Below are 20,708 nucleotides of genomic sequence, written 5' to 3' on the forward strand. Positions count from 1 at the left end.
GTATACGGGTCCGTACGTACGGTGGTGTGAGAGGACGGAGGTTAGTCACCTCCTCCTACTCGATTTAATTGCAAGCCGAAAAAACTAATACAGCTTGTCCGTTCTTTTTGTTGAGACAATGAAATCAAATTAGTTATCAATAATACAGAAATGAAACAGATCTCCCTTTATACTATAACAGCATGACTTTTAAAATTGGGGGAGTCCCACAGGTGTTATATAAAAATAAAAAATAATTTTGTGGGCAAAACCATTGACCCTACCTTCCTGTTTAAGCTAATATGAAGGCAGATTAAAAATTGTACCAGTAAACATGCACTGAATTTATGTAACAGTTATGCAGTAACGTTGGATTAGTGATTAATGGATAACAAAACAGGGTACATGCTTTAGAGGAAATAGGTACGATTTTTTTCTGATTTGGGAAGGATAGTAAAGATAATAATATTAATGGATATAAGAAAGGAAGAGGTGAACTATTTTGAAACACGTACTTGAAAGTGTTGAAAGTCAGTTCGAAATGTTCCAGATTCTTAATGAAAATGGAGAAATAGTAAACCAGGAAGATATGCCAGATCTTTCAGATGATGAATTGAAAGAGCTTATGAGGAGAATGGTTTATACCCGTGTCCTGGACCAGCGTTCCATCGCATTGAACCGCCAAGGACGCCTCGGATTCTATGCCCCTACTGCAGGACAAGAAGCTTCGCAATTGGGAAGCCAGTTTGCATTGGAAAAGGATGATTTCATCCTTCCAGGATATCGCGATGTGCCTCAGTTGATTTGGCAGGGTCTTCCGCTTTATCAGGCTTTCCTATTCTCAAAAGGGCATTTCCACGGCAATCAAATGCCCGAAGGTGTACATGCCTTGAGCCCACAAATCATTATCGGCGCCCAGTACGTTCAGACAGCCGGTGTAGCACTTGGAATTAAAAAACGCGGCAAAAAGGCTGTTGCAGTAACCTACACTGGTGACGGCGGAACTTCCCAAGGTGACTTCTACGAAGGTATCAACTTTGCAGGTGCCTATAAAGCTCCGGCCATCTTCTTTGTTCAAAACAACTATTTTGCTATCTCTGTACCTGTGGAAAAACAGACTAGTGCAAAAACGTTGGCACAGAAATCAGTAGCCGCTGGAATTGAGGGCATTCAGGTAGATGGAATGGACGTGCTCGCAGTATATGCAGTAACTAAAAATGCACGCGACCGCGCGATCAACGGGGACGGCCCGATGTTGATTGAAACCCTGACTTACCGTTATGGCCCGCATACCATGTCCGGTGATGACCCTACTCGCTACCGTACAGAAGAACTTGATAATGAGTGGGAGAAAAAAGATCCACTTGTACGTTTCCGCACCTTCTTGGAAAACAAGGGACTGTGGTCGGAAGAAGAGGAAAGCAAAGTAATTGATGAAGCTAAAGATGATATTAAGAAAGCTATCAAAGAAGCGGATCAATATCCAAAACAAAAAGTGACTGATTTCATCTCTAATATGCATGAAGAGCTTCCTGTAAATCTTCAGGAACAGATGGAAGAATATAAAGAAAAGGAGTCGAAGTAAATCATGGCACAAATGACAATGATTCAAGCAATCACTGATGCAATGCGCACAGAACTTAAAAATGATGAGAATGTGCTGGTATTCGGTGAAGATGTCGGTCAGAATGGCGGTGTATTCCGTGCAACTGAAGGGTTGCAGGATGAATTCGGGGAAGATCGCGTTTTCGACACGCCGCTTGCGGAGTCAGGAATCGGCGGTTTATCCATCGGTCTTGCCACGCAAGGTTTCCGTCCAGTTCCGGAAATTCAATTCTTCGGCTTTGTATATGAAGTAATGGACTCTATCAATGGACAAATGGCCCGTATGCGATATCGTACAGGTGGCGCCTATAACATGCCGATCACTGTACGTGCACCATTCGGAGGCGGTGTTCATACTCCTGAACTCCATGCAGACTCATTAGAAGGCCTGATTGCACAACAGCCGGGAATCCGTGTGGTAATTCCGTCTACCCCTTATGAAGCAAAAGGGTTGCTGATCTCTTCCATCCGCAATAATGATCCAGTGGTATTCCTGGAGCACATGAAATTGTACCGTTCTTTCCGTGGTGAAGTTCCAGAAGAAGGGTACACGGTTGAGTTGGACAAAGCAGATGTAAAAAGGGAAGGTACTGATGTGACATTGATTGCTTATGGCGCTATGGTCCACACCTCTCTAAAAGCTGCAGAAGAACTTGAAAAAGATGGTATCAGTGCGGAAGTAATCGATTTGAGGACAGTATCTCCGATTGATGTCGATACTATTGTGGAATCAGTGAAAAAGACGAACCGTGTGGTGATGGTACAGGAGGCGCAACGCCAGGCTGGTGTCGGATCCAGAGTCATCTCTGAGATTCAGGAGAGAGCTATCCTTCATTTAGAAGCTCCTATTCTGCGCGTCACTGCACCAGATACAGTTTATGCATTCTCTGATGCTGAAGAAGTATGGCTGCCTAATCATAACGACGTCATTGAAAAAGTCAACAGTGTAATGAATTTCTAAAAAAATGATCGGAGGTCATAACAATGGCATATGAATTCAAACTACCTGATATTGGTGAAGGTATACACGAAGGTGAAATTGTAAAGTGGTTCGTCAAAGAAGGCGACACCGTTACGGATGAGGATGTTCTTTGCGAAGTTCAAAACGATAAATCGGTTGTTGAGATCCCTTCTCCGGTAGATGGCACCGTTAAAAAAATCTTCGTGGAAGAAGGTTCAGTTGCAGTAGTGGGAGATACCCTTGTTACGTTCGATGCAGAAGGGTACGAAGATGATGGTGCTTCCCAAGAAGAAGATAAAGAAGAGGCAACGGAAACTGATTCCAAAGAGGAAAAGGCGGAGAAAGAAGAATCCGTACCAGCAGCAGACTCTGGTGATAATGAAGGGAAACGCGTCATCGCCATGCCTTCTGTAAGGAAGTATGCACGTGATAATGACGTCAAGATCAGTGAAGTGAACGGCTCTGGTAAAAACGGACGTGTGCTGAAAGAGGACATCGACAATTACTTGAACGGTGACCAAGCAACAGAAGCAGCTTCCAATGAAGAAACAGAAGAAAAACAAGCTCCACAAACAAGCGCACCAGCAGCAGGGGAAGAATTCCCTGAAACTCGCGAAAAAATGAGCGGTATCCGGAAATCCATCGCCAATGCTATGGTCAATTCCAAAACAAAAGCACCTCATGTAACATTGATGGATGAAGTGGACGTTACAGAGCTTGTAGCACACCGTAAGAAGTTTAAAGCAGTGGCTGCCGAGCAGGATATCAAGTTGACATACCTGCCATATGTCGCCAAAGCTCTCGTATCTGCTTCCAAGAAATTCCCGATCATCAATGCCATGATCGATGAGAATACAGACGAGATTGTCCACAAGCATTACTACAATATTGGTATTGCTGCCGACACAGATAAAGGTCTGCTTGTACCAGTGGTGAAGAACGCCGATCGCAAGTCTATCTTCGGCATTTCTCAAGAAATCAATGAATTGGCAGAAAAAGCGAGAAGTGGTAAACTATCACCAGACGAGATGAAAGGTGCTTCCAACACCATCACTAATATAGGTTCTGCTGGCGGGCAATGGTTTACTCCGGTACTGAATTATCCGGAAGCTGTCATTCTTGGCATCGGCCGTATCGCTGAAAAGCCGGTTGTCCGTGATGGAGAAGTAGTTATCGCACCAGTACTCGCAGTATCCTTGAGCTTTGATCATCGTATTGTTGATGGAGCTACTGCACAAATGGCTCTCAATCAGATCAAGCGGTTACTAAGTGATCCACAACTAATTATGATGGAGGCGTAATATTATGGTAGTAGGAGATTTCCCAACTGAGGTAGATACACTGGTAGTAGGCGCGGGACCAGGCGGTTATGTTGCCGCTATCCGTGCCGCCCAATTAGGGCAAAAAGTGACAATTGTTGACAAAGGTGCTCTTGGGGGAGTTTGTCTTAATGTGGGATGTATCCCTTCTAAAGCATTAATCCAAGCTGGCCATTTAACAGAACATGCACACGGCAATGAAGAACTTGGCATTACTACAGAAAACGTGTCGGTTGATTTCTCCAAAGTCCAAGAGTGGAAGGGCAGTGTTGTTAATAAGCTGACTTCCGGAGTCGAAGGACTTTTGAAAGGGAATAAGGTTGATATTGTAAAAGGTGAAGTATACTTCGTCGATAATAAGACAGTTAAGATAATGGATGAGAAAAACTCTCAAACCTATAAATTCAATAACTGCATTATTGCTACAGGCTCATCACCAATCGAGATCCCGACCTTCAAATTTTCCGATCGTGTTCTTGATTCCACTGGTGCTTTGAACCTGAAAGAAATCCCTAAGAAGCTGGTAGTCATCGGCGGGGGATACGTTGGTACAGAGCTTGGCTCTGCCTATGCAAACTTCGGAACTGAGGTTACGATTCTGGAAGGAGCAAAAGACATCCTTGGCGGTTTCGAGAAGCAAATGACCCAGTTAGTCAAAAAACGTCTTAAGAATAAAGGCGCCAGCATTATCACTGAAGCCATGGCTAAAGGTGTAGAAGAATCTGATGATGGTGTGAAAGTTTCTTATGAAGCAAATGGTAAAGAAGAAACCATCGAAGCTGATTATGTACTTGTGACAGTAGGCCGTCGTCCTAACACAGATGAAATAGGACTTGAACAAGCTGGTGTAGAAATGGACGATAAAGGTCTAGTCAAAGTCGACAAACAGGGCCGTACAAGCCAGGATGGCATCTATGCTATTGGCGACATCGTAGAAGGTGCTCCACTTGCTCATAAAGCTTCCTACGAAGGAAAAGTAGCAGCAGAAGCAATTAGTGGTGAAAAGGCTGAAATTGATTACCTGGGTATGCCTTTGGTAGCATTTACTGATCCTGAGCTCGCCTCTGTAGGATATACGGAAAGTGAAGCAAAAGAAGCAGGATATGATGTAAAAGCATCTAAGTTCCCATTCGCAGCCAATGGCCGTGCACTGTCTCTCAATAATAGTGACGGATTCATGAAATTGATTACCCGTAAAGATGATGGTCTGGTTATCGGCGCACAAATCGCTGGACCTAATGCAAGTGACATGATTTCTGAACTAGGACTTGCCATTGAAGCAGGTATGACTGCAGAAGATATCGCTTTGACCATTCATGCCCATCCAACCTTGGGAGAGATTACAATGGAAGCAGCAGAAGTGGCTATGGGCACTCCTATCCACATGCTGTAAGTCACCAATACAGAGGTTTAAACCAAAACCCCACGGAGGATATCCTCCGTGGGGTTTTGGTGATTGCAGTTTTTATTACACCCTAAACAGAAGCGTGAAACAAGTGCAGGACTTTCACACAAGGTTCACAAAGTAAAGCTGAAAGGGGAAGACGCAGAGCCCATACAATTCCGCGTCTTCCCCTTTTACATTTTTATTGTTACATGCCACACTTGAACCCTGTCGAGAACAGCCTAGAAAGAAATAAGATTAAATCACTTCAATAAACTTTCCAGTTGGTTCAGTATCTTCTGTTTGGGTTGATCTCCATTCAGATGCTTGATAGGGTCACCATTCTTCAGAATCACCAGATTGGGGCCTTCAGCAGAATTCTCGCCAGTCAATTCATTCATATTTTTTGTAACAGCTTGCATGTCCGCAAATTCTTCAGGATATTTCGCTTTGACATCAATGATGGCGTCTTTATACTTATCTTCCAATGCTGTATCCTCTTCACTGTTCGTGTAGAATAAGACTTCATAATCCGAGGGCTGAAAAGAAACTACTTCTACTGCAGCTGAAGGGCTTTGACAGCCGGCTGCTGATAAAATAAGTAGGGGGATGACTGTAATGAAGAGTAATCTTCTGATCCTGCTCACCTTCCTTAATGGAATCATTGATAGCGAAGCCTGTTGTAACTTAGTATTTATTGTATCAAATATAACCACCGAATATGGCGATGTTACCAAACTGTTATATAACTGAAAAGAATGATGTCGAAAGATAACAAAGGAACATATAAAAAACAGGCTGGAATTCACCAGCCTGTCTATTCTCAGTCTCTTCTTCTCTTTTTCATATCGATCGCCGCCTTTTCCTCTCGAAGTGCTTTGACCAGAGAGAATACGATCAAAATCATGATGATGGCGAATGGGAAAGCCGCGATAATCGATGCTGTCTGCAGTGCTGCAAGTCCTCCTTGCCAAAGTAATACTGCAGCTGCACCGGATTGGATGATTCCCCACACAAATTTTACGGTTCTAGGTGGGTACAGACTACCACCAGTTGTTTGCATCCCTAATACGAATGTAGCCGAATCTGCCGATGTGATGAAAAAGGTGGAGATCAGTAAAATCGCAATAACGGATAGGAAAGTGCCCATAGGGATGTGCTCGAGAACGGAGAATAATGCAACTTCTTCACCCATCTCATTTATGCCTGACATGATGTCTACCCCTTGGAAATATTCAAGTCCGATAGCTGTACCACCAAAGACTGAAAACCACAATCCACCGAATATGGTAGGTACAAGCAGTACTCCGAGAACAAACTCACGAATGGTACGTCCTCTGGATACCCTCGCGATAAAAGTCCCTACAAATGGAGCCCAGGCGATCCACCATGCCCAGTAGAAGATCGTCCAACCGTTGATCCATGCTGCATTTTCATCATTGAACGGTGTCATTCGGAAACTCATTTCCGGCAAGTTTTGTATATAGCCGCCGAATGTATTTGTAAACAATGTCATAATAAAGTTGGTCGGTCCTGCAAACAGGAAGAATAGCATCAATGCAATGGCCAATACCAAGTTGGTATTACTCAAGTATTTGATTCCTCTGTTCAGCCCTGTCATCGCCGAAGCCATGAACAATACCGTAACAATCGCTATAATGATGAGCTGTAATGCTACCGTGGAATCAATTCCGAATAAGTAGGAAATCCCTCCGCTGATTTGAATAGCTCCAAATCCTAAAGAAGTCGCTACGCCAAAGATGGTGGCAAATACTACGATAAAATCAACTAATGTTCCCAATGGACCCTTTGCTTTCTCTCCAAACAATGGTTCCAAGATAGAACTTACCAACCCGGCTGATTGTTTACGGAATTTAAAGTAAGCTAGTGCCAGGGCGAGTGTGGCGTAAATGGCCCAAGGATGCAAACCCCAGTGGAAAAAACTGTACTGAAGCGCCGTCTTCGCAGCATCATTGGTAAGTGGATCCCCATAAGGTGGAGAATGGAAATGGGAAATGGGTTCAGCTGCACCCCAGAATACAAGACCAATACCCATACCGGCACTGAACAACATAGCAAACCATGTCAAATAGGAGTACTCCGGTTTGTCATTAGGTTTCCCTAACTTGATATTTCCATACTTTGAGAAAATCAAGTAGATAGCAAAACCTAAAAAGCCAGTAGCAGCAAGCAAGTAAAACCAGCCAAATTGATTTACAATATAATTTTGAATAATAGTCGTTACATTATCAAGATTACCATTTGGCAGTACGCTTTCAGGGATGATACCCCAAATGATGAATAGAATGGCTACTACCGCCGAAATGTAGAATACGCGTGTAACACCCTTCAAGTCGATCATCCTTTCTGTCAATTAATTATAAGGACACAATTATTTAGTAAAACAAAAATCGTCCTGCTTTTCAAGCATTATGTTCATACCCTTACTATTGCCCAATGGACGATATTCATTCGATGTATGTAAGTTACCCTATCTTCGTGTGACTAAACGTTTAGAAAATTATTCCAGTGGAATTGACCAAATACAGAGATCATCCGATATAATAGATTAAAACAGTAAACCGGAAGGGGAGGGGACAATCTAATGAAAAGGTTATGGATGTTGTTCCTGCTGACATTACTCCTATTGTCAGCGTGCAGCAATTCGGAAGAGACAACGGGAAATCAAGAGAATCCGGCCGAAACAGAAACAGACCAGGAAGAAACGGTAGAAAGTGAAGAGGAGAACCCAGAAGCTGTCAAGGAAGGTGAGGAAGTGGAAGAGAAGGCTCAACCATCTGAACCCCATTATGAAATCAACCGGGATTCATGGTCCCTCACTCCTATGGTGGAAAGCGCGAATGAAGAGGTAGTGCTTCTCACGATTGATGACGCACCTGATACATACGCAGTGGAGATGGCGAATACGTTAAAAGAAAATAATGCTAAGGCTATTTTCTTTGTGAATGGTCATTTCTTGGATACGGATGAGGAAAAAGAGATGCTTAAGGAAATTCACGACTTAGGGTTCCCTATTGGAAACCATACATTCAGTCATGCCAAACTACCAGAGTTGACAAAGGAAGAGCAGCGAGAGGAGATCCTCGAATTAAATGATCATATCGAAGGAATTATTGGGGAAAGACCACGATTTTTCCGAGCACCTCATGGAATGAACACTGCCTATGCAAATCAAGTGGCCGAAGAAGAGGGCATGCTGGTGATGAACTGGACCTATGGATATGATTATTTCGAGCCATATAAGGATGCTGAAAAGCTTGAGCAGGCGATGGTTTCTGGTGAAGGCCCGGAAGTTGATGTTCCGTATTCCCTCTTACAACCTGGTGCTATCTTATTGATGCATGACAGGGAGTGGACAGCAGAAGCGCTTGCTGATATCGTTGGAGGTCTGAGAGAGGAAGGTTATGAAATAGCCGATCCTGAGGAAGTGAGTATAGACTAATACTCCGGCTTAGTTGATTACATGGTTGAAACGAAAATAGTTGAAAATGATATGGCATAAAATCTTTTAATGCAGCATACCAGTCAGATGACGGGTATGCTTCTTTTGCTTGCCCCACCCTTGTACTATGATTTTACCCAGAGGGCTGTCCTCCTTTGGCATAGCACTAAGCGTTTAAAGGCATTGAGCTTAGCGGTGGACAGACCTTGTTTCTTCCCATCAAAAATAATCTGTTCTCTTTGCCCGATCTGTCTTTGAATTGAAGCGATTTAATAATCTTGCATAATAATTAGCTGAATAATGTGTAAGAAAGGGGTTGCAAAAATAAATGTGACATACTATAATACAGTTAAGATAACATAAATTGATCAAAGGAGTGGTCCAGATGGGAACAATCGTCTGCCAGGATTGTCATGAAGTTATTGATACCTATGAGGAAGAGAAAGTAACGACCCTTTATGGAACATGTCCTAGTTGCAGCGGTAAATAAGTTATAGTGAAAAAAATGGGAGCCAATACAGTTTGGCTCCCATTTTGTTTTGCACCTGAAACAGGTTATGGCTTTTAACTCCAGCATGTTATGATGTTACTAGATACTTTTAAGAAAAGGGGAGTGCCGGATGGATTGGAATACAAGGGTCACTGAACTATTGGATATTGAGTATCCCATCATACAGGGGGGATTGGCACACTTAGCTTATGCTGACTTGGCAGCTGCAGTTTCCAATGCAGGAGGGTTGGGGCAAATCACTGCCATGAGTCTGCCGGACCCTGATAGTCTTAAACGGGAGATTCGTAGAGTGAAAGAATTGACATCAAAACCTTTTGGAGTAAACTTTGCGATTGGCCAGCACGACCGCCCATTTGAACATATGGCCAAAGTCGCAGTAGATGAAGAAGTTCCAGTTATCTCTGTAACAGGAGGAAATCCCAAGGGCGTTCTTGATATGGTAGAAGGTCATTCTATCAAAAAATTGGTATTGGTTGCTGCCCGTCGCCAGGCGAAGAAAGCGGAAGAACTAGGGGCAGATGCTGTCATGGTTGTCGGTCAAGAAGGTGGTGGCCATCTTGGCAGAAGTGATACCGGCACACTTGTTTTGACTCCACAGGTTGTCGATGAAGTTTCCATACCTGTAATTGCTTCAGGTGGAATAGTGGATGGCAGGGGAATGATGGCTGCCTTGGCATTAGGGGCAGAGGGAATAGAAATGGGCACCCGGTTTATTGCCACTAAGGAGTGCAAGGACGCCCATAAAACTTATCAGAATGCCATTCTCTCAGCTGATGAGACAGATACCGTAGTGATCAAGCGTTCCATAGGAGCACCAGCCAGGGCCCTTAAAAATGGCTGGACAGACAGAATCCTTGCGCTTGAGGAAAAGGAAGTCGGCTATGAAGGACTGAAAGATTACATAAGCGGCCACTCAAATAAGAAATATATAATAGAAGGACGTGAGCAAGAGGGATTTGGATGGGCCGGTCAGGGCGCAGCTAGAATACATGATGTCCTTACGGTCAAAGATTTATTCGGTGCCATATTTAGAGAGGCAGCAGAAATACGGAAAAAATGGAACGCAAAGGAGTGAGCAAGGCATGGACTATCAATATCCAATGGATGAGACATGGACGAAACAAGAAATAATTGATGTTGTCAACTTTTTCAGTGTAATTGAGAAAGCCTATGAGAGTGGAGCAAAAAGGCAGGATGTATTGGCTTTATATAACCGTTTCAAAGAGATTGTTCCTTCAAAGAGCGAAGAAAAGACATTATTTGCTGAATTTGAGAGAGCATCGGGGTACTCGAGTTACAAGGTTGTAAAGACTGCAAGAAAGTCGGAAGGATCTGTCGTTTCCATGTAAAAAGGCAATGCTCGATACGAGCATTGCCTTTTCTTCATGTTGCCCCTGTATGTCGCTAATTTCTAGCCTGGAGGGCCTGTTTATAGAAAGGGATCAATGTTTCAAAGGTCTCTTCCACAGTCTCCAGGAACTTTTTCCCGTCTGATAAACGAGGGTCGCCAATCGGTAAATGTTGGCCAATGAGAAATTCAGCTTTTTTTACATCCCGGAACCGTTCCACATCTTTCAGTTGGAGTTTGTCCAATTGAATGGCATCCCTCTTTGTATGGTCCAAAGAAACCATGTAATCTCCTGGTATAGATTTCAATTCTTGGAAATTCTCAACATAAGTTTCGGCTATCTCTTTTTTAAAATCCAGTTCATAAATCAAAGCAAGCCAAATAAATACATGGTCATCGAATAGGCCTACCTGGAAGTGAGGATGCTTCTTATAGCCCCTTTTATTATCGGCAAGAGCCAGCCATGTATCCTCTGGTGGATTGACGGTTCTTCTGGCATGTTTCGCAATATGGAGAAACATTTCATTTTCCAATTTAGCGGAAAGAAAGTTGGCAAAATGATTGCCGATTTCCTCAAATTTAGGTTGTATTCTTGTCTGGATTGCTTCCATTCGCTCATCAAGGCCGTCAATAGTAAAGGTATTAAAATCCTCTTCGGTAAATCCTTTGAATGTCATTATGTTCACCCTTTCGACACTAGAACTTGATAATAGTGATTATTAGGGATGGGAGACAGTGTTGTCAAGAAATTAAATGGGGCGATGTTTAAAAGGTACACAGTTAGGGGAATGTTAAAAAATAACTAAGCCACTTTCAGAAAATTATTGAACCAAAATTTCAAACAGCTCATAAACATATTACAAGAATACCGAGAGGGTGTGGACAGTGAAATATGTAATGGAAGCCTTGAGAAAAAAAGAAGCTGAAGAAAAACTGCCAGTGATAAAGATGGAAATTGACTACGAACTGGTGACGCTTTATGATGCGCTACAAGAGAAAGATAAAGTCCAGATCATCAAGTCAAAGGAAAAGCTGAGCCAGTTGAGAGATCAAATGATGAAGGTGGATAATGAGTAGCATTAATCGTGGGGTCCCACATGCTGGCAGTAAGCATATGGGACTTCTATTTTTTATATAGGGATCGTTCCTCTTGGAATGACGCATCTATAGAAAGTCTGGTAGTATAGAGGTAGTAAAGATGTGGAGGAAGGTATTTATGAATAAAGAAAAACGGGACATGCTGTTTAACCAGGCCAAAGACTGGGTACTTGAAGCAGGCAGGAATATTCGGCACAAAATCAAGGATCCGCTTCATATCGATACGAAATCGAATGCCAACGATCTGGTTACAGCAATGGATAAAGAAACCGAGGAGTTCTTTGCTGACCATATCAAAGGGAAATACCCCGATCATTCCATATTAAGTGAGGAAGGTTTTGGAGATGATCTGAATTCCCTGGAAGGGGTTGTCTGGATTATTGACCCCATTGACGGCACTATGAATTTTGTTCACCAAAAAAAGAATTTCGCCATTTCCTTAGCAATTTATGAGGATGGAATAGGGGAAATAGGACTGATTTATGATGTAATGTCAGATGTCCTCTATCAGGCTAAACATGGGGAGGGTGCCTATAAGAACGATATCCCTCTTACTCCATTGGATAAAGACAAAAAGTTCGAGGAAGTGGTGTTCGGCCTGAACCATTTTTGGCTCTGCGAAAACAGGCTAGTAGGAGAAAAATACATGCAGCAGTTTGTGAAGGATGTAAGAGGCACGCGGACATACGGGTCTGCTGCTCTTGAGTTCGCCTTTGTAGCGGAAGGTGTGCTGGATGGATACTTATCAATGAACCTTGCTCCCTGGGATGTGGCAGCAGGCATGGTGATTGTGAAAGAAACAGGTGGAGTTACTACTAATATTGACGGAAATCAGTTGAGCCTGCTTGATAAAGATTCCGTACTTACTGTGAATCCAAGCATTCAGGAAAGACTCTTGGATTCGTATATAAAAGTAGGGAGAAAGTGACAATAGCGTCACTTTCTTTTTCGCTTGCGAGCAATTCCATAGACCATAATGGCTGAGCCAGCAATAACGAATAAAACAATCAACCAAATATTCCTGAGAGCGATAGCAAAACCTACCAGTAAAAACATCAGGATAACCAGAATAGCCATTAAGAGTGCCCGTCCATCAATTTTCTTCATCAAAACACCTCTATCTAGTATCCCTTCAAGTATATAGCAAATTTATTGGTTGTTCAAAATTTTCTTGTGCAGGATAGAGACGCACACGGTACCGGTTCATATGATTCAGAAAGCAATAGGTTGAGATGCAGGTTCTATAGGCTTTTTCATACTAGCAAGAATGGCCAAGTTCTAGTATGATATACAGGAGTCAAACAATGGCATTTTTTGCAATCAGCATAATGGGGGATACATATGGAAGATATTAATTTTACTTTTCTATTTGACATTATTTTGGAAACTTTCGGGACGGACCACATATTTTCAGTATTCTATGTACTTAATTTAATATTCTCAGCGGGAGCATATCAATTGGGTTTCGCCAGGAAACTATCTCCAATCAAAACGATCTTTGTCTATATCCTGTTGGCAATCGGAACCTATATCATTACGATCTTCAGTATATTCAACCTGCCCATTACGGAAAGTCTCATCATTATTACAATTGTGCTTGCCATCTACCGTTTTCGGTTGTATCAACAGCGTAAAAAGGAAAACAGCTACTAAAAAACGCCCTTCCTGGGCGTTTTGTAGGTATTCAAGAATCCGGAAAAGTATTTCATGAAAAAATGAATCTATATTAAATCTTTTTTCTTCTTTCTTTCTCTATACAAATGAAAATTGCCTGTAGCATGCCGTTTGTTAGTTTTTTCCTCAATCCGGTCATGGCACATTTGGCAGAGATACATATGGATCCTGCGATTGCGGAGTCTTTTTGCCTCCAAGCAATCATCTTCCAGTGTATGGATGTTGTCGCATATCGTACATTTTACCTGCATGTTGTCACCTCAATAATCAGTGCTTACAGTTACTATATCATAATCACCTAATTCCTTAAAGAAGCTCCTCCATATGTTTTAGAGACAGATAATAGGGTACATTATAAAAAAACACAATGGAAAGGGAGATTTGATGGATAAACGTAATATGTTAACGGCAGCTGGAGTAGCAGGGGCTGTGGCGGCAGGTTATCTCATGAAGGACAAACAAAACCGTGAAAAAATATCCCAGAAAGTAAATACGGTCAAACAAAAGGTGAAAACATACTATCAGGCTGATGACTCTACATTTGAAGATGCTGGTGTTCCAGACCAGACAGATGGGCAAGACCCTGCACTCAGAGCGAATTCCAAAATGGTATCAGAGGGTTCGCAGTTTGGCGTGCAATATTATAATGAGAAGAAAGATGAAAATAAGCTGGAAAATCAGCAGAACTAGAAACAGGCGGATGCCCGAGCATCCGCCTGTTTATTTCTTATTCGCTTGGAGGTTTGGATTGTTCTTCCTCTATATCCTCTAACTTCTGTTCCTCATTTTCCGGGATCATTTGTTTATTTTGATCTGGTTCTTGTGGTGCGTTTTCATTCATAGGGAAATCAGGCATGTACCGGCCTACAATTGCCGCAACTTCATCTACTATTCCTTGTACCGGGTGTCCTTGGCTGATTTTATCTGCCATGTCACGAATTCTTTCGTTGGCATCGGCATCGGCCACTACGACTGCTGTCTTCCCATATGGATCATGATAAAGTGCTTCCAATACGGAATATTTGATGGTACCGACTCTTGACCGATCCAAGTCTTTGTCTACGTCAATTCCTACTACAGCATAAGGGCCAGCCACCACGGCAGTTGCATCTTCGACATTAGGCACGTCATCCGCCAAGTTTGCCAGACGATCGGCAATCTGCTCGTTATCTAATTCCTTTCGCTCAGCAGGTGCTGAATTCTCCACCTGCATCATATCACTATTCTCATTTTCCTGTTGAGCCAGCGGTTCTTCTTCTTCTTGCTGGCAACCTAGTAATACGAAAAACAAAGACAGCAAAAGTATTCCCATTCGTATGACCATGAAGCATTCCTCCTAGTATTGTATCCGATAGGGATAGTTTATGGAGGAAGAAAGCATTTATACGGATAATCATGGGGAAATACCGTTTCTCGCCGATGATGACAATAAGGGTGCAACACAAATTAAATGCTGCACCCTTACTAGTTACTAATAATTATTCTTTTACTGGACTTATTCGATAATAATCTCAGAAACATTTCTAATCGGATCTTCCTGGTTGGAGCCATCGCCATAATATAAGTGGACTGGGCCATCTTCTTTCAGCGGCTTACCGTCAACTGCAAATAGAAAATATGATTGATGCAGTTCATCCAGTGTTAATTGGTGGGTCCCATTTTTGGTAACAATGGTCGCCGCAGTGGCATCACTCTTGACTTCGGCGTTCTCAAGGAAATCACGGATTGGCATAACATAAGAATTCGCCAAGATTTCTTTGCCCTCCATTCTGGAGACGCTTCTGTTGACAGGGGGTTTGATTTGATGCTCGTATACTTCCCGATTAAATCGTTCGGAGGCAGCTTCTGCTTCGTCTTTTTCTTCGATAGGAACTGCACTGGCGTTGAAAGCATCCTCCAAAAGTATTTTTCGATCATCGAAAATCCAAACGGTCGGATCCAAAGTAATAGTATAGAAAACATTCCCTTTAATTGGTACGATCATTTTACTCACTCCTCGAATATGTATCACTTTCAAGGATAGCAGAGAGATGGCCATTTTTCATCAAGTAAATTCCTCATCGGCCAGGTTGTATTAATTTTATTTGCATTTTCCCGCTTCTACCGCTAAGATAAATATAGAAAGAAGTCTTTTCGCGGGAGGGATTAAGTTGATGCCTGAGGTGACCTTGAATCATCGTGAAAAAGCTCATGCCCTTCTCAAGGCTGATGCTGATAAAATTTTACGACTGATAGAAGTTCAAATAGAGAATCTGACCATGCCGCAATGCCCTGTATATGAGGATGTCCTGGATACCCAGATGTTTGGTTTGTCTCGGGAAATCGATTTTGCTGTTAGATTGGACCTGATCAGTGAAGAGGAAGGCAAAGAGCTTCTCGAGAATCTGGAGAAAAAGCTTAATATACTGCATGAAGCAGCACAAAGAACGCTTTAACATGGTATTCGTATCATGTTAGGTGCTATGTGAAAAAGCAAAAACTTTGCCTGCATGTGTAATGGCAAGGTTTTTTTGCACACATTCAATTCACAAGGCTGAACACGGATCCTGCACGCAGATATGGCTCGACTGATATTCAAAGATACCTTCGACCAGATAAAACCCAGAATTTCCTGGAAGAGCCATGTCCATAGCTGGCCCATACCCGAAGATGAGGAGCAGAATATTTACATTTTACATATTTGGGGAGAAGAAAGATGTTGAAAAAAATAAAAGATTATGACTTTACTCTCATTTTTACACCTATTGTTTTAGCAGCGTTTGGATTGGTCATGATCTACAGTGCCAGTATGGTGGTGGCTGTGGTCGAAGGTCATGATAGTACACATTACCTAGTCAGACAGTCCATTTGGTTCAGCATCGGGCTTGTTGCCTTTGTGCTATGTGCCCTATTTCCGTATAGGTACTATCAAAAATTAATGAAAATAATTATAATTGGTGTTATTGTATTATTAGCAGGTGTCTTAATATTTGGAACAACCGTCAATAATGCCCGTTCTTGGTTTGTTATCGGTCCACTCAGTCTGCAGCCTGCAGAATTTGCAAAATTGGCATTGATTATGTATTTGGCTTCTGTCTATTCCAAAAAACAGAATTATATCAGCCAATTCTCCAAAGGGGTCCTCCCACCGCTGATCATGACAGTAGGAATACTTGGTTTGATAGTCCTGCAGCCGGATATCGGAACAGCAGCAATTATTTTCCTGATAGCATGCACAGTAATATTCAGCTCGGGCATACGACTGAAGCATCTGATGCTTCTTATGCTGTTGGGATTGACTATCGTAGCTCTAGCATTGCCAAGCATGATAACAGAAACCCGGATTGATAGATTCACAGGTGCCTATCAGCCGTTTCAGGCACCGGATTCAGGTGGTTATCAGCTAATTCAGTCGTATCTAGCCATTGGCGTCGGAGGATTGACTGGAGAAGGGCTTGGACAAAGCGTCCAGAAGCTGGGTTACTTAATGGAAGGGCATACTGATTTCATTATGGCCATCATCGCCGAGGAACTCGGGTTTCTAGGTGTAGTCATTGTCATCAGTCTCCTTGCCTTGATCGTTCTCAGAGGGCTATTCATTGCCCGCAAATGCAAGGACAGCTTTGGTTCACTGCTTGCTATAGGAATCTCTTCTATGGTAGGCATTCAGGCATTTATCAATTTAGGCGCAATTAGCGGAATCCTGCCAATCACCGGTGTACCTCTTCCTTTTGTAAGTTATGGCGGATCTTCATTGCTTGTCTTGATGGCATCGATGGGGATTTTGAACAATATTGCCATGTCTGTCAATAAGGAAGGTACCAGACATGAGACAGAAAAAAGGAATAACGTAGCGACTACAGAAAGAGAGATTCATAGAGGAGGAAAAAGATGGGTGAATTACAACAGATAAATAAAGTACTAGTAGCTAACAGAGGTGAGATTGCCATACGTGTATTCAGAGCTTGTACCGAGCTGAATATCCGTACAGTCGCAGTCTATTCCAAAGAAGACACAGAAGCATATCACCGTTTTAAAGCGGATGAAGCATACTTGATTGGGGAAGGCAAGAAACCGATTGATGCCTATCTCGATATTGAAGGGATCATCAAATTGGCAAAAGAGGTAGGCGTGGATGCCATTCATCCGGGCTACGGATTCCTATCCGAGAACATTGACTTTGCACGCAGATGTGAAGAAGAGGGGATCATCTTTATTGGTCCTACAAGCGAGCATCTCAGCATGTTCGGGGATAAAGTGAAAGCAAGGGAGCAGGCAATTGATGCAGGTATCCCTGTAATACCAGGAACAGACGGAGCAATCAGCTCATTGGAAGAAGCACAGGCGTTTGGTAGTGAACATGGATATCCGATTATCATCAAAGCTTCTCTCGGCGGCGGCGGACGAGGAATGAGAATTGTCCGCAACGAAGAAGAATTGTCCGAATCTTACGACCGGGCGAAGTCTGAAGCTAAAGCTGCGTTTGGGAACGATGAAGTCTATTTGGAGAAATTCATTGAAAACCCAAAACACATAGAAGTTCAGATCATTGGAGACCAAAGCGGAAATATTGTGCATTTATATGAAAGGGATTGCTCTGTTCAGCGCCGACATCAAAAACTCGTAGAAGTTGCACCAAGTTTGTCTCTCGCTGATGAACTCCGGGAAGAGATTTGCAAAGCGGCTGTCGATTTAATGAAAAATGTCGATTATATAAATGCAGGGACGGTCGAGTTCCTTGTGACCGACAAGGAATTTTTCTTCATTGAAGTGAACCCAAGAGTCCAAGTGGAACACACCATAACTGAAATGATTACGGGTGTCGATATCGTTCAAACCCAAATAAAAGTGGCAACAGGACTTGGTCTGCATACTTCCGAAATTGGTATACCGGAACAGAAAGATATTAGGACCAGTGGTTATGCCATTCAGTCAAGGGTGACTACAGAGGACCCGCTGAACAATTTCATGCCTGATACTGGACGTATAATGGCTTATCGTACAGGCGGCGGCTTTGGTGTTCGTCTGGATGCTGGCAACGGATTTCAGGGCGCAGTGATTTCTCCGCATTACGATTCATTGCTAGTGAAAGTTTCAACATGGGCCTTGACGTTCGAACAAGCTGCATTGAAAATGGTGCGTAATCTAAAGGAATTCCGTATCCGCGGAATTAAGACCAATATTCCTTTCTTGGAAAATGTCATCCTACATGAGAAATTCCTGAATGCGGAGTATAACACCAATTTTGTAGATGAAACACCGGAATTATTTGTCTTCCCACGACGGAAAGACCGTGGTACGAAGATGTTGAATTATATCGGCCATACAACAGTAAATGGGCTCGATGGTATTGGAAAGACAGGAAAGCCGGATTTTCCTAAGCTGATTGTTCCGAATGTTAATAAGTTGGAAAAAGTTCCAAACGGCACAAAGCAGATTTTGGACGAGCAAGGACCTGAAGGGGTTGCCAAGTGGCTGAAAGAGCAGAAAGAGGTACTCCTGACAGACACTACTTTCCGAGATGCACACCAATCATTGCTCGCTACACGAATTCGTTCCAAGGATCTTGAGCGGATTGCTGAGCCGACTGCACGTATGCTGCCAAACCTGTTTTCTGTGGAAATGTGGGGAGGAGCAACCTTCGATGTTGCATACCGTTTCCTGAAAGAAGACCCGTGGGAGAGACTCCTGAATATGCGACAGAAGATGCCGAATGTTCTTCTTCAAATGTTGCTTCGCGCCAGCAATGCTGTAGGGTATAAAAACTATCCGGATAATTTGATCAAGGAATTCGTAGATAAGAGTGCGAATGCCGGTATTGATGTATTCCGGATATTCGATAGTCTCAACTGGGTAGAAGGCATGACTCTTGCTATTGAATCGGTCAGAGAGAGCAATAAAATTGCGGAGGCTACGATGTGCTATACCGGGGATATCCTGGATACGGGCCGCAAGAAGTATGATTTGAACTACTACAAAAATCTCGCGAAAGAGCTGGAGCAGTCTGGTGCCCACGTACTTGGCATCAAAGATATGGCTGGACTTTTGAAACCGGAGGCCGCTTATCAGCTGATTTCCACTCTTAAAGAAAGCACTGATCTGCCGATCCATCTCCATACTCATGATACAAGTGGAAATGGCACCTTCATGTATGCACGTGCTGTTGAAGCAGGTGTAGACGTAGTGGATGTAGCAAATGGTCCAATGGCCGGTTTGACTTCACAGCCAAGTGCCCAAACACTCTATCATGCACTTGAAGGAAATGGACGTCAGCCTAAGGTGGATATAGGGAAGTATGAACAACTATCCCATTACTGGGAAGGAATCCGTGAATACTATAAGGACTTTGAAAGCGGAATGAAAGCGCCGCATACGGAAATATATATGCATGAAATGCCTGGAGGACAGTACAGCAACCTAAAACAGCAGGCTAAAGCAGTAGGGCTGGAAGACAGGTGGAATGAAGTCAAGGTAATGTTCCGGAGAGTAAATGATATGTTTGGCGATGTAGTCAAAGTAACACCTTCTTCCAAAGTGATCGGTGACATGACCCTATTCATGGTACAGAATGATCTGACGGAAGAAGACATCTATGAACGCGGGGAATCTCTTGACTTCCCAGAATCGGTCATAGAGTTTGTTCAAGGCTATATTGGTCAGCCATACCAGGGATTCCCAGAAGAATTGCAGAGAATCATTCTGAAGGGGAGAGAACCAATTACCGTACGGCCGGGTGAACTGCTGGATCCGATTGACTTCGACTCACTCAGGGATGAACTATATGAAATGCTGGGCCGTGAAGTCACCAGTTTTGACTTAATTGCATATGCACTTTATCCGAAAGTTTTCAAAGAATATAACGACTTCTATGACACTTATGGGGATATGTCTGTATTAGATACGCCGACATTCTTCTATGGAATGAAATTAGGAGAAAAAATCGAGGTTGAAATAGAGAAGGGTAAAACATTGATCGTAAAACTTGTTTCGGTTTCAGAAGCAAGGGAAGATGGTACCCGTGTCGTTTACTTTGAACTGAATGGCCAGGGCAGGGAAATAGTGGTCAAGGATGATAGTATTAAATCAGCTGTGGCTACTAAACAGAAAGTGGACAAGTCCAATAATAAGCACATTGGGGCCACTATGCCTGGTACAGTGTTGGAAGTGAACTGTTCAAAAGGGGATCAAGTGAATAAAGGCGATTATTTGCTGATCAACGAAGCAATGAAGATGGAGACCACTGTACAGGCGCCATATTCTGGAGTGATCAAAGAGGTATATGTCAGCAAAGGTGATACCATTGCGGTAGAAGACTTGCTGGTAGAATTTGAATAAAACAGCATAGTTATTATAAAAGGGGAAGTGACCATTATTTGGTCACTTCCCC

The 20,708-nt window shown here is 42.8% G+C and carries 22 protein-coding genes; 15 read left to right on the forward strand and 7 right to left on the reverse strand.

All coding sequences use genetic code 11. The features are described 5' to 3' along the window. Positions 1 to 481: 481 nt before the first annotated feature. The 4 genes from pdhA to lpdA are packed head-to-tail and all read left to right on the forward strand — an operon-like array spanning position 482 to position 5,257. Positions 482 to 1,564 carry a pyruvate dehydrogenase (acetyl-transferring) E1 component subunit alpha gene (gene pdhA / locus ACFOGI_RS07970; protein ID WP_390271108.1) on the forward strand — a complete coding sequence of 361 codons (1,083 nt, stop codon included), beginning with the start codon at positions 482 to 484 and terminating at the stop codon, positions 1,562 to 1,564. A 3-nt stretch (positions 1,565 to 1,567) separates the two neighbouring features. After that, a complete protein-coding gene (locus ACFOGI_RS07975) occupies positions 1,568 to 2,545 on the forward strand; it encodes an alpha-ketoacid dehydrogenase subunit beta (RefSeq protein WP_390271111.1) in 978 nt (325 codons plus the stop codon). A gap of 23 nt (positions 2,546 to 2,568) precedes the next feature. Further along, a complete protein-coding gene (locus ACFOGI_RS07980) occupies positions 2,569 to 3,846 on the forward strand; it encodes a dihydrolipoamide acetyltransferase family protein (protein ID WP_390271114.1) in 1,278 nt (425 codons plus the stop codon). Between the two features lie 4 nt (positions 3,847 to 3,850). Further along, on the forward strand, positions 3,851 to 5,257 hold the full coding sequence (lpdA, locus tag ACFOGI_RS07985; protein WP_390271117.1) for a dihydrolipoyl dehydrogenase: 1,407 nt from the start codon (positions 3,851 to 3,853) through the stop codon (positions 5,255 to 5,257). A gap of 254 nt (positions 5,258 to 5,511) precedes the next feature. Here the strand turns inward: lpdA and ACFOGI_RS07990 are convergent, their stop codons facing one another. After that, positions 5,512 to 5,895 carry a hypothetical protein gene (locus ACFOGI_RS07990; protein WP_390271120.1) on the reverse strand — a complete coding sequence of 128 codons (384 nt, stop codon included), beginning with the start codon at positions 5,893 to 5,895 and terminating at the stop codon, positions 5,512 to 5,514. A 176-nt stretch (positions 5,896 to 6,071) separates the two neighbouring features. Then, complete coding sequence (locus tag ACFOGI_RS07995) at positions 6,072 to 7,601, reverse strand: glycine betaine uptake BCCT transporter (protein ID WP_390271122.1); 1,530 nt, start codon at positions 7,599 to 7,601, stop codon at positions 6,072 to 6,074. Positions 7,602 to 7,853: 252 nt separating this feature from the next. Here ACFOGI_RS07995 and ACFOGI_RS08000 point away from each other — a divergent pair, with 252 nt between their 5' ends. The 4 genes from ACFOGI_RS08000 (at position 7,854) to ACFOGI_RS08015 (ending at position 10,571) form a co-directional block, all read left to right on the forward strand. Continuing rightward, positions 7,854 to 8,711, forward strand: coding sequence for a polysaccharide deacetylase family protein (locus ACFOGI_RS08000; RefSeq protein WP_390271124.1), 858 nt, complete (start codon positions 7,854 to 7,856; stop codon positions 8,709 to 8,711). 385 nt (positions 8,712 to 9,096) lie between these two features. Beyond that, positions 9,097 to 9,201 carry a GapA-binding peptide SR1P gene (locus ACFOGI_RS08005; RefSeq protein WP_390271127.1) on the forward strand — a complete coding sequence of 35 codons (105 nt, stop codon included), beginning with the start codon at positions 9,097 to 9,099 and terminating at the stop codon, positions 9,199 to 9,201. 130 nt (positions 9,202 to 9,331) lie between these two features. Then, positions 9,332 to 10,297, forward strand: coding sequence for an NAD(P)H-dependent flavin oxidoreductase (locus ACFOGI_RS08010; protein ID WP_390271129.1), 966 nt, complete (start codon positions 9,332 to 9,334; stop codon positions 10,295 to 10,297). Between the two features lie 7 nt (positions 10,298 to 10,304). Then, a complete protein-coding gene (locus ACFOGI_RS08015) occupies positions 10,305 to 10,571 on the forward strand; it encodes a UPF0223 family protein (protein WP_390271132.1) in 267 nt (88 codons plus the stop codon). A 55-nt stretch (positions 10,572 to 10,626) separates the two neighbouring features. On the opposite strand, the gene ACFOGI_RS08020 is transcribed toward ACFOGI_RS08015, so the two are convergent. Beyond that, entirely contained in the window at positions 10,627 to 11,247 is a 621-nt protein-coding gene (locus ACFOGI_RS08020) for a YktB family protein (RefSeq protein ID WP_390271135.1), read from the reverse strand. Positions 11,248 to 11,455: 208 nt separating this feature from the next. Here ACFOGI_RS08020 and ACFOGI_RS08025 point away from each other — a divergent pair, with 208 nt between their 5' ends. Together ACFOGI_RS08025 and ACFOGI_RS08030 are read left to right on the forward strand one after the other, a co-directional pair. Continuing rightward, entirely contained in the window at positions 11,456 to 11,647 is a 192-nt protein-coding gene (locus ACFOGI_RS08025) for a hypothetical protein (protein ID WP_390271138.1), read from the forward strand. Positions 11,648 to 11,786: 139 nt separating this feature from the next. Continuing rightward, on the forward strand, positions 11,787 to 12,596 hold the full coding sequence (locus tag ACFOGI_RS08030) for an inositol monophosphatase family protein (protein ID WP_390271140.1): 810 nt from the start codon (positions 11,787 to 11,789) through the stop codon (positions 12,594 to 12,596). Between the two features lie 8 nt (positions 12,597 to 12,604). Here the strand turns inward: ACFOGI_RS08030 and ACFOGI_RS08035 are convergent, their stop codons facing one another. Next, positions 12,605 to 12,775: a DUF5325 family protein gene (locus ACFOGI_RS08035; protein WP_390271144.1), complete on the reverse strand. Its 171-nt coding sequence runs from the start codon at positions 12,773 to 12,775 to the stop codon at positions 12,605 to 12,607. 234 nt (positions 12,776 to 13,009) lie between these two features. Between ACFOGI_RS08035 and ACFOGI_RS08040 the strand changes: the two genes are divergently transcribed. Beyond that, on the forward strand, positions 13,010 to 13,321 hold the full coding sequence (locus ACFOGI_RS08040) for a YlaH-like family protein (protein WP_390271147.1): 312 nt from the start codon (positions 13,010 to 13,012) through the stop codon (positions 13,319 to 13,321). A 68-nt stretch (positions 13,322 to 13,389) separates the two neighbouring features. On the opposite strand, the gene ACFOGI_RS08045 is transcribed toward ACFOGI_RS08040, so the two are convergent. Then, positions 13,390 to 13,593, reverse strand: a complete 204-nt coding sequence (locus ACFOGI_RS08045; protein ID WP_390271150.1) for a YlaI family protein — start codon at positions 13,591 to 13,593, stop codon at positions 13,390 to 13,392. A gap of 133 nt (positions 13,594 to 13,726) precedes the next feature. Here ACFOGI_RS08045 and ACFOGI_RS08050 point away from each other — a divergent pair, with 133 nt between their 5' ends. Next, on the forward strand, positions 13,727 to 14,032 hold the full coding sequence (locus tag ACFOGI_RS08050; RefSeq protein WP_390271153.1) for a hypothetical protein: 306 nt from the start codon (positions 13,727 to 13,729) through the stop codon (positions 14,030 to 14,032). A gap of 37 nt (positions 14,033 to 14,069) precedes the next feature. Here ACFOGI_RS08050 and ACFOGI_RS08055 read toward each other — a convergent pair whose 3' ends face one another. Both ACFOGI_RS08055 and ACFOGI_RS08060 read right to left on the reverse strand, forming a co-directional pair. Next, on the reverse strand, positions 14,070 to 14,666 hold the full coding sequence (locus ACFOGI_RS08055) for a YhcN/YlaJ family sporulation lipoprotein (RefSeq protein WP_390271156.1): 597 nt from the start codon (positions 14,664 to 14,666) through the stop codon (positions 14,070 to 14,072). Positions 14,667 to 14,837: 171 nt separating this feature from the next. Beyond that, on the reverse strand, positions 14,838 to 15,326 hold the full coding sequence (locus tag ACFOGI_RS08060; RefSeq protein WP_390271159.1) for a hypothetical protein: 489 nt from the start codon (positions 15,324 to 15,326) through the stop codon (positions 14,838 to 14,840). Between the two features lie 169 nt (positions 15,327 to 15,495). On the opposite strand from ACFOGI_RS08060, the gene ACFOGI_RS08065 reads away from it, so the two are divergent. The 3 genes from ACFOGI_RS08065 to pyc all read left to right on the forward strand — a co-directional run bounded on the left by ACFOGI_RS08065 (position 15,496) and on the right by pyc (position 20,656). Further along, a complete protein-coding gene (locus ACFOGI_RS08065) occupies positions 15,496 to 15,777 on the forward strand; it encodes a YlaN family protein (RefSeq protein ID WP_390271163.1) in 282 nt (93 codons plus the stop codon). Positions 15,778 to 16,037: 260 nt separating this feature from the next. Beyond that, positions 16,038 to 17,234 carry a putative lipid II flippase FtsW gene (gene ftsW / locus ACFOGI_RS08070; RefSeq protein WP_390271166.1) on the forward strand — a complete coding sequence of 399 codons (1,197 nt, stop codon included), beginning with the start codon at positions 16,038 to 16,040 and terminating at the stop codon, positions 17,232 to 17,234. Then, positions 17,213 to 20,656 carry a pyruvate carboxylase gene (gene pyc, locus ACFOGI_RS08075; RefSeq protein ID WP_390271169.1) on the forward strand — a complete coding sequence of 1,148 codons (3,444 nt, stop codon included), beginning with the start codon at positions 17,213 to 17,215 and terminating at the stop codon, positions 20,654 to 20,656. The genes ftsW and pyc overlap by 22 nt, the downstream gene beginning before the upstream one ends. Positions 20,657 to 20,708: the final 52 nt, after the last annotated feature.

It is taken from the genome of Virgibacillus xinjiangensis (genome assembly GCF_042643145.1).
Taxonomy (GTDB): Bacteria; Bacillota; Bacilli; order Bacillales; family Amphibacillaceae; genus Virgibacillus_O; species Virgibacillus_O xinjiangensis.

Bases quoted from the DNA above. Each gene is read 5' to 3' on its own strand.
- ACFOGI_RS08010 (WP_390271129.1), top strand. From the start codon at position 9,332: ATGGATTGGAATACAAGGGTCACTGAACTATTGGATATTGAGTATCCC.
- ACFOGI_RS08060 (WP_390271159.1), bottom strand. From the start codon at position 15,326: ATGATCGTACCAATTAAAGGGAATGTTTTCTATACTATTACTTTGGAT.
- ACFOGI_RS08005 (WP_390271127.1), top strand. From the start codon at position 9,097: ATGGGAACAATCGTCTGCCAGGATTGTCATGAAGTTATTGATACCTAT.
- ACFOGI_RS08040 (WP_390271147.1), top strand. From the start codon at position 13,010: ATGGAAGATATTAATTTTACTTTTCTATTTGACATTATTTTGGAAACT.
- ACFOGI_RS08065 (WP_390271163.1), top strand. From the start codon at position 15,496: ATGCCTGAGGTGACCTTGAATCATCGTGAAAAAGCTCATGCCCTTCTC.
- ACFOGI_RS08050 (WP_390271153.1), top strand. From the start codon at position 13,727: ATGGATAAACGTAATATGTTAACGGCAGCTGGAGTAGCAGGGGCTGTG.
- ACFOGI_RS08055 (WP_390271156.1), bottom strand. From the start codon at position 14,666: ATGGTCATACGAATGGGAATACTTTTGCTGTCTTTGTTTTTCGTATTA.
- pyc (WP_390271169.1), top strand. From the start codon at position 17,213: ATGGGTGAATTACAACAGATAAATAAAGTACTAGTAGCTAACAGAGGT.
- ACFOGI_RS08015 (WP_390271132.1), top strand. From the start codon at position 10,305: ATGGACTATCAATATCCAATGGATGAGACATGGACGAAACAAGAAATA.
- ACFOGI_RS07980 (WP_390271114.1), top strand. From the start codon at position 2,569: ATGGCATATGAATTCAAACTACCTGATATTGGTGAAGGTATACACGAA.
- ACFOGI_RS08035 (WP_390271144.1), bottom strand. From the start codon at position 12,775: ATGAAGAAAATTGATGGACGGGCACTCTTAATGGCTATTCTGGTTATC.
- ACFOGI_RS08020 (WP_390271135.1), bottom strand. From the start codon at position 11,247: ATGACATTCAAAGGATTTACCGAAGAGGATTTTAATACCTTTACTATT.
- lpdA (WP_390271117.1), top strand. From the start codon at position 3,851: ATGGTAGTAGGAGATTTCCCAACTGAGGTAGATACACTGGTAGTAGGC.
- ACFOGI_RS08030 (WP_390271140.1), top strand. From the start codon at position 11,787: ATGAATAAAGAAAAACGGGACATGCTGTTTAACCAGGCCAAAGACTGG.
- ACFOGI_RS08045 (WP_390271150.1), bottom strand. From the start codon at position 13,593: ATGCAGGTAAAATGTACGATATGCGACAACATCCATACACTGGAAGAT.
- ACFOGI_RS08000 (WP_390271124.1), top strand. From the start codon at position 7,854: ATGAAAAGGTTATGGATGTTGTTCCTGCTGACATTACTCCTATTGTCA.
- ftsW (WP_390271166.1), top strand. From the start codon at position 16,038: ATGTTGAAAAAAATAAAAGATTATGACTTTACTCTCATTTTTACACCT.
- ACFOGI_RS07975 (WP_390271111.1), top strand. From the start codon at position 1,568: ATGGCACAAATGACAATGATTCAAGCAATCACTGATGCAATGCGCACA.